Source organism: Elusimicrobiota bacterium, assembly GCA_016722575.1.
Classification (GTDB): Bacteria; Elusimicrobiota; Elusimicrobia; order FEN-1173; family FEN-1173; genus JADKIY01.
In genome coordinates this window covers 1-12,317 of the sequence record JADKIY010000006.1, presented here as the reverse complement: position 1 = coordinate 12,317, position 12,317 = coordinate 1, and the positions used below count along the sequence as shown (strand labels likewise).

General features: G+C 62.7%; 10 protein-coding genes and 2 tRNA genes. 10 read left to right on the top strand and 2 right to left on the bottom strand.

Features of this window, described 5'->3' with window-relative positions; translation table 11 throughout:
- Positions 1-380: 380 nt before the first annotated feature.
- The 10 genes from mfd to IPP68_09960 all read left to right on the top strand — a co-directional run bounded on the left by mfd (position 381) and on the right by IPP68_09960 (position 10,082).
- Positions 381-3,494: a transcription-repair coupling factor gene (mfd, locus tag IPP68_10005; GenBank protein ID MBL0350686.1), complete on the top strand. Its 3,114-nt coding sequence runs from the start codon at positions 381-383 to the stop codon at positions 3,492-3,494.
- Positions 3,495-3,503: 9 nt separating this feature from the next.
- Positions 3,504-4,382 carry a peptidylprolyl isomerase gene (locus tag IPP68_10000; protein MBL0350685.1) on the top strand — a complete coding sequence of 293 codons (879 nt, stop codon included), beginning with the start codon at positions 3,504-3,506 and terminating at the stop codon, positions 4,380-4,382.
- Positions 4,383-4,441: 59 nt separating this feature from the next.
- On the top strand, positions 4,442-5,665 hold the full coding sequence (locus IPP68_09995; protein ID MBL0350684.1) for a peptidylprolyl isomerase: 1,224 nt from the start codon (positions 4,442-4,444) through the stop codon (positions 5,663-5,665).
- 5 nt (positions 5,666-5,670) lie between these two features.
- Positions 5,671-6,681, top strand: a complete 1,011-nt coding sequence (locus IPP68_09990; GenBank protein ID MBL0350683.1) for a 4-hydroxythreonine-4-phosphate dehydrogenase PdxA — start codon at positions 5,671-5,673, stop codon at positions 6,679-6,681.
- The gene (locus tag IPP68_09985; protein MBL0350682.1) at positions 6,678-7,703 is read left to right on the top strand and encodes an outer membrane beta-barrel protein; all 1,026 of its coding nucleotides are present in this window, start codon (positions 6,678-6,680) and stop codon (positions 7,701-7,703) included. The genes IPP68_09990 and IPP68_09985 overlap by 4 nt, the downstream gene beginning before the upstream one ends.
- 70 nt (positions 7,704-7,773) lie before the next feature.
- Positions 7,774-8,355, top strand: coding sequence for a DUF4398 domain-containing protein (locus IPP68_09980; protein ID MBL0350681.1), 582 nt, complete (start codon positions 7,774-7,776; stop codon positions 8,353-8,355).
- Between the two features lie 94 nt (positions 8,356-8,449).
- Positions 8,450-8,941: a tetratricopeptide repeat protein gene (locus tag IPP68_09975; GenBank protein MBL0350680.1), complete on the top strand. Its 492-nt coding sequence runs from the start codon at positions 8,450-8,452 to the stop codon at positions 8,939-8,941.
- Positions 8,942-9,362: 421 nt separating this feature from the next.
- Positions 9,363-9,446 (top strand) — tRNA-Leu (locus IPP68_09970).
- Between the two features lie 21 nt (positions 9,447-9,467).
- Entirely contained in the window at positions 9,468-9,926 is a 459-nt protein-coding gene (smpB, locus tag IPP68_09965; protein MBL0350679.1) for an SsrA-binding protein SmpB, read from the top strand.
- Positions 9,927-9,992: 66 nt separating this feature from the next.
- A tRNA-Ser gene (locus IPP68_09960) sits at positions 9,993-10,082 on the top strand.
- A 348-nt stretch (positions 10,083-10,430) separates the two neighbouring features.
- Here IPP68_09960 and IPP68_09955 read toward each other — a convergent pair.
- Together IPP68_09955 and IPP68_09950 are read right to left on the bottom strand one after the other, a co-directional pair.
- Entirely contained in the window at positions 10,431-10,613 is a 183-nt protein-coding gene (locus tag IPP68_09955) for a hypothetical protein (protein MBL0350678.1), read from the bottom strand.
- Positions 10,614-10,699: 86 nt separating this feature from the next.
- Positions 10,700-11,488 carry a recombinase family protein gene (locus IPP68_09950; protein MBL0350677.1) on the bottom strand — a complete coding sequence of 263 codons (789 nt, stop codon included), beginning with the start codon at positions 11,486-11,488 and terminating at the stop codon, positions 10,700-10,702.
- Positions 11,489-12,317: the final 829 nt, after the last annotated feature.

Below are 12,317 nucleotides of genomic sequence, written 5' to 3'. Positions count from 1 at the left end.
GTAGCCTCTGGGTCCCCATAAGGCGATTCGAGCACGACGTTTTGGCCGCAGCGGCGTGGCCCGTTGTGCCGCCGATGGGCCTTTGAGGCGTGGGCGGCAGCCGACAGGGACCGCGCCCGACTAGTTCCGAGTGGGACAGCACCGACGTATCAAAGGCGGGCCGGCCCTTGGCCCCTGAGGGCCACCGGCCAAAACGGCGCGCAGGCCGACCGGGGCGCGTTTTTATCCAGGGCCTTTTTTGCGCGCCAAAAATGGCCCTGGCGGGGTGCGGGGCGCGGAGCCCCGCGACTTTTTTTAAAAAAAGAGAACTCAACAACACCCCCATCCTTACCTTCCCCCTCAAGGGGGGAAGGAAAAATGAGAATAAAATTACGTCGATCATGGAAAAAACGTTGACCGAAAATACCCCCCCTCTCCCCGGTGGTTCCGAAGCCTGGTGGCTCTTGACCCGCGCCCCGGACCTCGGCCGGACGCTCGTCGTCTGCGCCACGGACGAGGCGGCGCAAAACCTCTTTGACGACCACGGGGCCCTGGCCCGCTGGAAATCCCCGGAGGCCCCCTCGGCGGCGCGCCTTTTTTCCGAGGAGGAAGAGGAACGGCTGGCCGCCTTGTCGGCGTGGTCCGGCCCCGACGCCGCCGCGACCCTGTTAATCGCTTCCCGGGAGGGCCTGGCCGTCTCCCTGCCCGCGCCCGCGACCTTCGTCGAAGCCCATCAAAAAGTGTCCCTCGGGGACCGGACCAACCGGGACGAATTTTTCGGCAAGCTGATGGACCAGGGCTACGAACGCGTGGACACCGTTGAAAAAATCGGCGAGGTGGCGGTGCGGGGCGAAGTGATGGATCTCTGGTCCCCCGGGTGGGAGGGGCCCCTGCGGCTCCTGTGGCCCTTCGACCAAATCGAATCCCTCCGGAAAATCGACCTCAACACCCAGCGGTCCACCGACGAAATTCTGGAAGAGTGGGTGCGGCCGGCGCGGATCAAAGACGAGGGGCACACCCTGCTGGATTACCTGAAAGACGGAACGCTCTTTGAATCCCGTCTGCCGCCGGGCGCCTCCCCCGCCCGCTCCGGACGGCGCGTCGTTCACGCGCCCCTGGGATCGACCTCCACCGCCCCCGGGTTCGAACCCGTCCCCCCCTTCGCCGGCCGGACCGACCTGTTGGCCCAAACCGTCGGGACGTGGCTCGCCGACGGGTGGCGCGTTTTGATCTTTTGCCACAACGCCGGCGAACAGGAGCGGGTGGAGGAACTGCTGTTGGAGCAAAACCGCGCCCTGGCCGAGGCCTTTGAAACCCGCCGCGTCGACCTGCCCCTGGGAAACCTGGTCCACGGATTTCTGGACCCGGCCGAAAAGCGGGCGATCCTATCCAACGGGGAAATTTTCGGCCGGACCCGGCGGCGATTGCGACTGCCCAAATTTGTGGGCGGGGCCTCCCTGGGCCAGATCGCGGAGCTTAAAAAAGACGACTACGTGGTTCACGGGGAGTTCGGCATCGGCCGCTACGTGGGCTTGGAACGGAAGAACGCCGGCGGGGTGGAGATGGATTACCTGCGCTTGGAGTACCGAGGCGGCGACCGGGTGTTCGTGCCCCTCTTTGAATTCCGCCAGGTCAAGAAATACGTCGGGGTGGAGGGCAAGCGGCCCAAGCTCTCTTCCCTGGACACGGCCACCTGGGACCGCACCAAAGCCGAGGTGGAAGAAGCCGTGGCCCAACTGGCCAAGGACTTGCTGGCCCGGGCGGCGGCCCGCACCTCCCAACCCGGTTACGCTTTCCCCCCCGACAGCCATATGGAAAAGGAATTCGCGGCGTCCTTTATGTACGAGCTCACCCCCGACCAGGCCCGGGCCATCGAGGAAACCAAGCGCGACATGATGCGGCCCACCCCCATGGACCGGCTGGTCTGCGGCGACGTGGGCTACGGGAAAACGGAAGTGGCCATGCGCGCGGCCTTGAAAGCCGTCTCCGCTGGAAAACAGGTGGCGCTCCTGGTCCCGACCACCATTTTGGCGGAACAGCACGGGCGGAACTTCCGCGACCGCTTCGCCGACTACCCGGTGAGCGTCGCGGTGCTTTCCCGTTTTTCCGCCCCGGCGGACCGCAAGCGCGTGATCCAGGACGTGCGGCGGGGGGTGATCGACATCATCGTGGGCACCCACGCGCTCCTGTCGCCCGAGGTGGTCTTCAAAGATCTCGGACTCCTCATCATCGACGAGGAACACCGCTTCGGCGTGAAACAGAAGGAACGCTTCCTGGCCTTCCGGGACGTGGTGGACGTGCTGGCGCTCTCGGCCACGCCGATTCCCCGGACCATGGGGTCGGCCTTGGGGGGTCTCAAGGCCCTGTCGGTGATCGAGACGCCGCCCGAGGGCCGCCTGCCCATTCAAACCCACGTGGGGCCCTTCAACCGGGAGGTGGTCCTTCCCGCCGTGGAGCAGGAACTGCGCCGGGGCGGGCAAGTGTATTACGTCCACAACCGGGTGGGGTCCATCGAAAAACGCCGGGAATGGCTGGAGAAGACGCTCTCGGAGCACGGGCTCCCGGCCAAAATCGTCATCGCCCATGGGCAAATGACGGGCCCGGCCCTGGAAAAAGTCATGTGGGATTTCCTGCACCGGAAATTCGACATCCTGCTGGCCACCAGCATCATCGAGTCCGGCTTGGACATCCCGACGGTCAACACCCTGATCGTCGAAGAAGCCGAGGATTTCGGGCTGGCCCAGCTCTACCAACTGCGGGGCCGGGTGGGCCGGGAACGCCAACGGGCCTACTGCTACCTGTTCTACTCCTCCGAGGCCACCCTGACCGAGGACGCCCAAAAGAGGTTGTCGGCCTTGAAAGAATTCGCCTCCCTGGGGGCGGGCTTCCGCCTGGCCATGCGGGATTTGGAAATCCGGGGGGCCGGCAATTTGCTGGGGGCCGAGCAGAGCGGGCACTTAAACGCCATCGGCGTCGACCTCTACGGGCAACTGCTGTCGGAGGAGATCGACCGGCAAAAACACGGCGGCGGTCCGTCCAAGGACGGGGCCGTGGAAACCGCCTTGGAGTTGCCCGTGTCGGCCTATCTCTCGGCGGAAGTGCTCCCCTCCGAAGCGGATCGCGTGGTTTTTTACAAACGCCTGCTGGACGCCCGGCCCGGGGACTTGGAAGGCCTGCGGGCGGAGCTGGAAGACCGCTGCGGCCGATTGCCCCCCGAAGCCGACCGGCTTTTCGCCGTCACCCGCCTGCGGCAAAACGCCCAGGCCAAAAACGTGGTGCACATCGGCCTGGTGAACGACGGGCTGGAATTCCGGTTCAAGGAAGGAACGACCCTGGCCGCGGCGAATTTAAGCCGGTTGGTGTCGGCCCACGGGGACCGGTTCCGCTTTTTGCCCCCCACCCGGGACACCCCGCCGGGCATGCGGTTCGAAGCGCCCCTTCCGCCGGATTTGGTGGATTGGTCCACGGCGTTCCTCGACCAACTTTCCCTGGACACCGCGGGGCAAAAAAGTTAGTTTGCCGAAATGCGAAAGCCTCCGTTTTTCTTCGCGGCCGCCGTAATGATCGCCGGAACGGCCTGCCAAAAGAAGGACCCGGTTTTGGCCCGGGTCGGAACCCAGGCGGTCCGGGCGTCCTCCTTTCAGGAGGAGGTGAACGGCGTTCCCTTTTCCAGCCGGGCCTATTTGGGCTCCCCGGCCGGTCGGCGGGAACTGTTGGACCTTTTGATTCGCCGGAAAATCATCCTCCAGGCCGCCCAGGAAAACCCGACGCCGGGGCCGGCCCTCCGCGAACGCCTGGCGGAACTGGAGGAAAGCTACCGGCAGAGCCGGGCGCGTTTGCGCCAAAAATACCTGGAGGAACGGGAACGCCTCTGGGTCTCCCATTACATGGACGGGTTGAAAAATTCCCGGTTGTCGGTCACCGACGACGACGTCCGCCGGTTTTGGGACGCGGAAAGCGAAGTGCGCGCCAGCCACATTTTGGTGAGCGACCGAATTCTGGCGGCCGAATTGAGAAAAAAAATCGCCGCGGGGGAAAAATTCGAGGATTTGGCCCGCGCCCGGTCCGAAGACCCCGGCACGGGTCAAAAGGACGGGGACCTGGGATATCTGATCCGGGGCTCCCTGGTGCCCGAATTTGAAAACGCCCTTTTTCAAATGAAAGCCGGCGAGGTCTCGGACCCCGTCGCCTCCCCCTACGGTTTCCACCTCATTAAACGGATCGGCGACCGGAAATTGTCCGCCGGGCCCCTGGACGACGCCGCCAAAAAGCGGATTCGCGCCGCCCTGGAAAGCCAAAAGTTTCAGCAATGGTTCGACCGCACCCGGGCGCTCTACGCGGTGTCGGTGAACGACGACGCCTTGGACGATCTGGTGGTGTCCACGAAGTCGGCCCGGCCTTAAAAACGGGCCCCCGATCCAAAATGATATAGTTGAAGCATCACTCCCGAGGAGGTTTTCCCTTGAAACGTTTGTCCCTCTGCCTTTTCACGCTGATCGGCCTGACCGGCTTGGCCTTCGCGGCCAAACTCACCAACCGCCCCATCGCCACGGTCAACGGCGAAGCCATTTTGTTGTCCGAATACGAAAAGAACTGGGCCTCCCTCCTGGAGCAGGCGAAAGAAGGCATGCCCGCCGACAAGTTGGACGACGCCTGGAAAAAAAACAACCGGGAGAAGCTGTTGGACCAAATGATCGCGGACCGCGTCCTCCTCCAGGAGGCGAAGAAAAACAAGGTGCGGGTCAATCAACGGGAATTTGAAAACGGCGTCGCCCAGGTCCGGGCCCGGTTTCTGCCCGAGAGAGCCCAAAAGGAACTCCAAGGAATTCTGCGCCGGCAATACGCCGCCCTGGGCGCCGAAGCCAACGAAAGCGCCCTGGATTTCCCCGCCGCCCTCAAAGAGTTGGAAAAGAGCAATCCCGCCGCCGTCAAGGAAGCCAACGCCACCTTCGCCGCCGAGCTGGCCAAAGAGGGCATCGACCAGAAAAAATTTGAAGATCGGATCCGCGACCAGCTTTCCGTCATGGAGCTGTCCAAGGAGGCCGTGCGCGCCCGGGCCAAGCCCCCCACGGAGGAGGAGGCCAAAAAGCTCTTCGATCGAATTCAACTGAAGCTCCAGGGGAAACCCGTGCCCGGTCTGGCGGGCGAAGACGAAAAAGACCTGGACTCCATGGCCAAGTTCTACACCCAGCAAACCGGCGAGCGCGTGCGGGCCCGGCACATCTTGATCAGCGTCCCCAGCGAGAACGGCGCCCCGACGGGATGGGCCACCGCCACCCTGGAGCAGAAATCGGCCGCCCGGAAAAAGATTTTGGACCTTAAAAACCAAATCAAAAAAGGGGCCGATTTCGCGGACCTCGCCACGAAGAACTCCGTTGACAAAGGTTCCGCGGCCAACGGCGGCGACCTGGGCTTTTTCACCCGGGGGCAAATGGTTCCGCCCTTTGAAAAAGCCGCCTTCGCCCTGGGCGTGGGGCAGGTGTCGGACGTGGTGGAATCCCCCTTCGGGCTCCACTTGATCCAGGTGGAGGAAAAAAAGGCGGCCTCCAAGCTTCGATTTGAAGACGCCGAAGACGACATCAAGGAATACTTGTTCCGAGCCGGCCAGCAAAAAGCCCTTCAGGACTACGTGACCGAAATGCGCCAGGGCGCCCAGGTCAAGATCACGCTTCCCACCGCCGACTGATCCCGATGCCGCGGCCATTTTTGGCCATCACGCTCGGCGACCCGGCGGGCATCGGCCCCTTGGTGGGCACCCGGGCGGCCCTGGACCCCGCCCTTCGGCGCCGGTCCCGTCCTCTGCTGGTGGGGGACGCTTGGATTCTTCACCGCCTCCTTCCCCGGGGGGGCCTCACGGTCAACCCCCTCCCCTCCATCGACGATTATCTAGACCGGCCCGGAGTGGCCAACGTGTTGCATGTCCCCCATCCGGAGATTCGAACCCTTCGCCGTGGCGCACCCCAGCGAGTGGGCGGCGAATCCGCCGCCCTTTCCGTTCGGGCCGCGGTGGGATTGGCCCTGGCCGGTCGCGTGGCCGCCGTGGTGACCGGCCCGGCCTCCAAGGAATCCTTTCGATTGGCCGGCCTGCCCCACCCCGGGCACACCGAGATGCTGGCGGCCCTGTGCGGCGTCAAGAAGGTGGAAATGGTCATGGCCGCCGGCCGGCGACGCACGGTGCTCATCACCCGTCACCTCCCATTGAAAAACGTTCCGGCGGCTTTGACGACGAAAAAAATCATCGACGCGGTCCTCCGGGTGGACGCCTGGGGACGAACGTTTCTGGGCCTTCGGGGCGGACCCCGGTGGCTTCTGTGCGGGTTGAACCCCCACGCGGGCGACGGCGGCCTATTGGGCAACGAGGAAATCCGAATCGTGGCGCCCGCCGCCGCGGCCCTTCGGAAAAAAGGCCTACGAATCCTGGGCCCCTGGCCCGCGGACGTGGCCTGGGCCCGGCACGCGGCCGGCGAAAGCGACTTTGTGGCGAGCCTCTATCACGATCAAGGCATGATCCCTTTAAAAACCCTCGACGGCCGGCGGTTGGTCAACATCACGGTCGGCCTCCCTTTTGTGCGGACCTCGCCGGGGCACGGCACCGCTTTCGACGTGGCGGCCGGCCCCCGGGCCGAGGAACGGGCCGACCCCGCGCCGACGTTGGAAGCCGCCCGGGTGGCCCTGGACCTCGCGCGGCGGGGCCTTCGGTGAGAAAGGCCCTGGGGATTTCCCTCCTGGCGCTTTGGGCCGGAACCGCGGCCCGGGCCGAGGACCGCTCCCCCATTTCCGTCGGGCTCTTCGGCCTCACCGCCGTCCCTCTTTCCCCCAGCGAGATCACCGACGGCTACGAAACAGGGTCTTCCTACGGCGCGCGCCTGCGGCACGAAGTGAACGACCGCTGGACCCTGGGCGGCCAGTTCGCCAACCACTCCTTCCGATCGAAAGCCGACGGGCAACGCTCCGTCACCCTCCAATCCGTCGTTTTTGTCGCCCAGCGGCGGTTCTTCGATTCCCGCACCTGGATGCCCTACACCAACGCCACGATCGGCATCAGCCGGAACCGCCGGGACTATTTCTCGAACGTGCGCATCAACAACGGCTTGACCGCCGGTCTGGGCGTGGGCACCCAATGGAATTTCGCCGATTTGGCCGCCGTCAGCTTTGAACTGAGCCTCCGCCACGTGGACAAGGCCTCTCCTTCGGGCAAGGCGGCCAAAATCGCCGACGGCGGCATCCTGGTTTCGTTCTATCTTCCCGAAGGCTGGGTGCCCCTGATTCCCAAGGAGGAACTCTCCCTGGAAGACCTGGAAACCCCCCTGGACACCGCGCCGGGGCAGGTGGACGAGGCCCTCCAAATGCAGGGCGAAATCAACCGGGTCCTCCAGCAAATCGAGGACGGCCAAACGCCGCCCGTCACCTTTGAAGCCGGCAATTCCATCATGCTGACCACCTCCTACGAGGCGTTGGACAACATCGGCGCCATCCTGCGCCGACACCCCGAGATGAAAGTCCGCGTCTACGGGTTCGTCGAGGAAGAATTCGTGGGCGGCGTGGTGCGGGGCGAAACCCTGGCCCTGGCCCGGGCCGAAACCGTGCGCACCTACCTAAACCAGAACTTCCGCCTGTCGGAAGGCACCCTCATCAGCGCGGGCCTGCCGCCCTTGCCGGCCGTCCTTGACGGCCAGGAGCCGCCGCCCCCGCCGCGACACATTTCCTTCGAGGTCCTGCCTTGATCCGCCGCTGAAAAAATCGGATAATCAACTCGTCCTTTTACCCCCCTTTCCAAATCCCAAGGAGGAAGTTATGCGAATCGTCACCCGTGCAACGACATTTTTGAGCGCCGTCCTTTTGGCCCTGGCCTTCGGCTGCGCGAAACCGCCGACCATTGAAATCACCGACGCCGAAAACGCGGTCAATTCCGCCGAACAAGCGGGCGCCCTGGAATACGCCACCGACAATTTCCAAGCCGCCAAAGACGCCCTGAGCGACGCCAAAACCAAAGTCGAAGCCAAAGATTATAAGAACGCCCTGGCCTCCGCCCTGGACGCGAAAGCCAAGGCCGAAGCCGCCCAGGCCGCCGTGGAATCCGGAAAAGCCGCCGCCAAAGCCGAAGCGCAGGCCGGGATCGACGCCATCGGAAAAGAAATTTCCGCCCTGGGCGCGACGGTCAAAAAAGTCAAAGGCGCCGTCGCCAAAGAATTGGCCAGCGCCCAAAGCGCCCTGGAAGCCGATTGGACCAAGGTCCAAGAGGATTTCCTGGCCGCCAACTTCACCCGCGTGAACTCGTCCCTGAAAGCCGTCACGGCCCGGGTGGCCGACCTGAAAGCCAAAGCCGAAGCGGCCGCCAAACCGGCCCCCAAAACCAAAGGCTCCAAAAAGAAATAAGGTTTTCTTAACGCGACAGGCCGGGGCGGGAAACCGCCCCGGCCTGTTTCGTTTTGACACCCCTCGAACCTTAATGGTATAGTCCGTTTCCGTCGTGAAGATCGCCGCGCTGTCCCGCCGTACGCGTCTGACCCTCCCCTTGGCCCTGATGGCCCTGGGGGCGGCTCCCCTGTGGGCGGGTTCAACGGCGGCCGACGCCGCGGAAAATTCCTCGATTTCGGCCCCCCTCGGGCGTTCCGCCGCCATTGAAACCGATTTGGCAGCGGGGCACGCCGTCGCCGCACGGCTGAAATCCCTGGAGTGGGCCCACGCGGAGCCCCGATCGGCCGATGCCTGGACCTGGGTCGGCCGGGCCTATTTGGCCGAGGGCAGGAATCGACGGGCCGTTCGGGCCTTCAACCGGGCGCTCAAATGGTCGCCCCACAACGCCCGGGCCTTCTGGGGCCGGGGACAAGCCTTTGAAAAGCGCGGCCGTTTGGACGAAGCCGCCAACGAATACCGGGCCGCCGTGTTGGCCGATCCCCATCTGGCCGACGCCCAAAGCGCCCTGTCCCGGCTCAAAGACCAAGCGTCGTTGCCGGAATAGCATCGGTTTCGTGCCGTCGCGCGGGGATGTTCGCGACGAAGACTCATTTAAGACCCAAGGTCCGGACGCTGCGCGGGTGGTGGAACTGCCTGAGAGTCTCCGGTGATGTACAGTCTCGATGGCTTACCCACCGCGTGACGCGTGGGCGCGATCGAATGAAAATTTTAAGACCCATGGTCCGGACGCTGCGCGGGTGGTGGAACTGCCTGAGAGTCTCCGGTGATGTACAGTCTCGATGGCTTACCCACCGCCATGAAACGTGGGCGCGATTAAGACCCATTTTAAGACCCATGGTCCGGACGCTGCGCGGGTGGTGGAACTGCCTGAGAGTCTCCGGTGATGTACAGTCTCGATGGCTTACCCACCGCGTGACGCGTGGGCGCGATCGAATTAAAATTTTAAGACCCATGGTCCGGACGCTGCGCGGGTGGTGGAACTGGCAGACACGTAGGTCTCAGAAGCCTATGGCCGAAAGGCTGTGCAGGTTCAAGTCCTGTCCCGCGCAGCGTCCGGATCTGGTTAACCTATGACTCGAATCGCTGAAAACCGCCGGGCCCATCACAAATACGCCATCCTGGACACCTACGACGGCGGGCTGGCCCTCACCGGGCCGGAGGTCAAATCCCTTCGCGCCGGCCAGGTCAATTTATCGGACGGCTTCGGCCGCGTTGAAAACGGCGAAGTGTTCCTTTGGAACGTGCACATTTCCCCCTACAAGCAGGGCTCCCTGCACGTCACCCAGGAACCCACCCGAAAGCGTAAAATCCTCCTTCACCGGGACGAGATTCGCCGTTTGATCGGGAAGATGGCCATCAAAGGCCTCACCCTTGTGCCCCTGGAGCTCTATTTCTCCAAGTCGGGCTTCGCCAAGGTCAAATTGGGCCTGGCCAAGGGCAAAACCGCGCCGGACCAGCGGGAAGACAAAAAACGCAAGGATTTGCAGCGGGAAATGCGTCGGGATTTTTCGGGGCGGCACAGGGTATAATAGCCCGTAAGAATTTCCGGTCCGGCGGCTGTCGGTTGGATTTTCAGCGCCGCTTTAACAATTTACGGAGGGATGGGAGAGCGGTTGAATCCGCCGCACTCGAAATGCGGTAGAGGCGCAAGCTTCTCGTGAGTTCAAATCTCACTCCCTCCGCCATTTTCTTGGCAAAGACAGGCTCCAACTGCGTAGTGCGGTTGGGGTCTTTCTTTTGGGGGGCGGCTCCGCCGCTCTGGCCCGAGTAAACCGCCCCGACCACCGGTCCCGCCGAATCTCCGTCGACAGCGAAGTCCACACCGATGCTCTTTTTGGAATAGCGGACGGTCCCGATCCACTTCCGAACCAAAAGGACTTTCTCGATTCCGGTTTTGCGCGCACATGCTTTTATAAATGCATTTAGGTTTTTTTGCAGTTTTTCAGGCGTCAGATTGTAAACATCTTGTGGCAGTTCGACCTTTTCTGCCCTGGGGTGAGTGGTACGATTCTGGAGGGCAAAAACTAGATTTCTTAAATAGTCGGTGTCCATAGAAATGCGGAGGAGATTGTTATAAACCGACTCGTGCAGCCGCTCGGCGCTGATCTGGCGAGTCGAGCAAGTTCCCCTCCCTCGTTGTTCACCTTCGTGCACCGATAGTAGTAATACCTTCTTCTTCCAGATTTCCCCTCTTTGTTGGTGAAAGTGACGCACATGGTCGAATCGCATTCACCGCATCGGACAATCCCAGCAAACGGCAGATGAGAATGAGTGGCGACATGGAAGCGAGGGCCTTGCTTGATTAGCGCCTGGACGTGCTGGAAAAGTTCCTCTGAAATGATGGGAGCGTGTTGCCCGGGTAGGCCTTTCCCTTGTGGACAACCTTTCCGGTGTAGACCTCCTTCTGAAGGGTGTACCAGATGGCGGAGTCGCAGAATGGCTTTCCTTTCCGAGATAAGATGTTTTCCTTCTTCAGATACTTCATAGCGGCCTGCAAAGACCGGGTCTCCGAATAGGTTTCAAAGATGCGTTTGACCACCACGTCTCGAGGCGGGTCGAGAACAAGAGCTCCGTTTTCCGCCCTATATCCGAAGGGCGGGTGGCCGCCATGATAAAGGCCGCGATGGACACGTTGTATGACCTTATCCTTCACGCGCTCGGAAGCCAACTCGCGCTCGAATTGGGCGAAGGTCAGCATGATGTTGCGCAGGAGGCGGCCGGAAGGCGTCGACGTGTCGAAGCGTTCTGTGACTGAAATGAAAGAGGCTTGGTGGCCCTCAAGGAATTCAATCAACTGGTAAAAGTCCCGGGGGGACCGGGTAAGGCGGTCTATTTTGTAAGTGATAACCAGGTCGATTTCCCCCGCCCGGACATCGCCGACCAGTTGCTGGAGAGCAGGCCGGTTGTATGGCCCCGGATATCCCGGATCCGAGTAGACCTTGAAGACCTCAAAGCCTTCCTGACTGGCCATGAAAGCCCGGATGCGGTCCTCTTGGGCCTCGCAGGAGTTGTATTCCACCTCCGCTTGCATGTCGGTCGAGACGCGGGTATAGATGGCGCAACGTGTCTTTGTGCCTTCATCTGGCTTCATTGTTCCTCCATTGGATAGGGCTATATTTTTTCCGCAGGGCCGGAGGGCGGCCCGAGGAGAGCGCTTAGGCGGGCCTTTGGTTTCCGGGCGCGAAAGTGGTTACAGTATTTGACTGGGTATTTCCCCCTTTCCCCGTCGGGGAGAGGTTGGGAGAGGGGTTCCGGCTGTCCCGCCCCCGTTGGGGGAGGGAGGTAGGGAGGGGGCACCTTCAAAGGTGTGCGCGCGGGGTTGGAATCGAGCAAGTCCTTTTGGTTCGGAAGTGGATCGGGACCGTCCGCTATTCCAAAAAGAGTATCGGTGTGGACTTCGCTTTCGACGGAGATTCTTCAACCACGTTATCGGTCTGCGGGCTCTCGCTTCGGCGTTCATCCGTTCGGGCACAAAGTTGTGCTCCGCCATGCGGAAATACCGCGCGGTCGCGGACACGCACCACCACCGGGTATAGCGGTGACTACTACTTCCCGCGCCTGCTGATCGGACCTGCCGGCAGAGAACCCCAGCGGCTTCGCCGCCGGAACGGAGCTGAACGCTGCGGCTGAATCGCTGACCGGGAAAACCAAAGCTTGGTGCTGCGGTGGGAACGGAGACCGGGGCGGTCGCCGGCCCGCCACAAAAAGCGCGGCGGGCCGCCCCTCCTTGGCTGGTTGCTAGCGGCTGAATCGGCTAGGGTTGGAACGGAAGGGAAACGCTGCGGTTGGCCGCGGCCACAGACCGGCCGCGCTGAGGAACCGCCCTGGCCGCCTTCGGCGGCCACGCTGTCCGGCCGCCGTGTTTATATGCCACGGCCTGGCCGTGGCGGTCCTGGCGCGCGCGGGGTGCCTTTGAATTT

Coding starts and splice junctions, on each gene's coding strand:
- smpB (MBL0350679.1), top strand. CDS start 9,468: ATGACTCGAATCGCTGAAAACCGCCGGGCCCATCACAAATACGCCATC.
- IPP68_09950 (MBL0350677.1), bottom strand. CDS start 11,488: ATGAAGCCAGATGAAGGCACAAAGACACGTTGCGCCATCTATACCCGC.
- IPP68_09955 (MBL0350678.1), bottom strand. CDS start 10,613: ATGTGCGTCACTTTCACCAACAAAGAGGGGAAATCTGGAAGAAGAAGG.
- mfd (MBL0350686.1), top strand. CDS start 381: ATGGAAAAAACGTTGACCGAAAATACCCCCCCTCTCCCCGGTGGTTCC.
- IPP68_09980 (MBL0350681.1), top strand. CDS start 7,774: ATGCGAATCGTCACCCGTGCAACGACATTTTTGAGCGCCGTCCTTTTG.
- IPP68_10000 (MBL0350685.1), top strand. CDS start 3,504: ATGCGAAAGCCTCCGTTTTTCTTCGCGGCCGCCGTAATGATCGCCGGA.
- IPP68_09990 (MBL0350683.1), top strand. CDS start 5,671: ATGCCGCGGCCATTTTTGGCCATCACGCTCGGCGACCCGGCGGGCATC.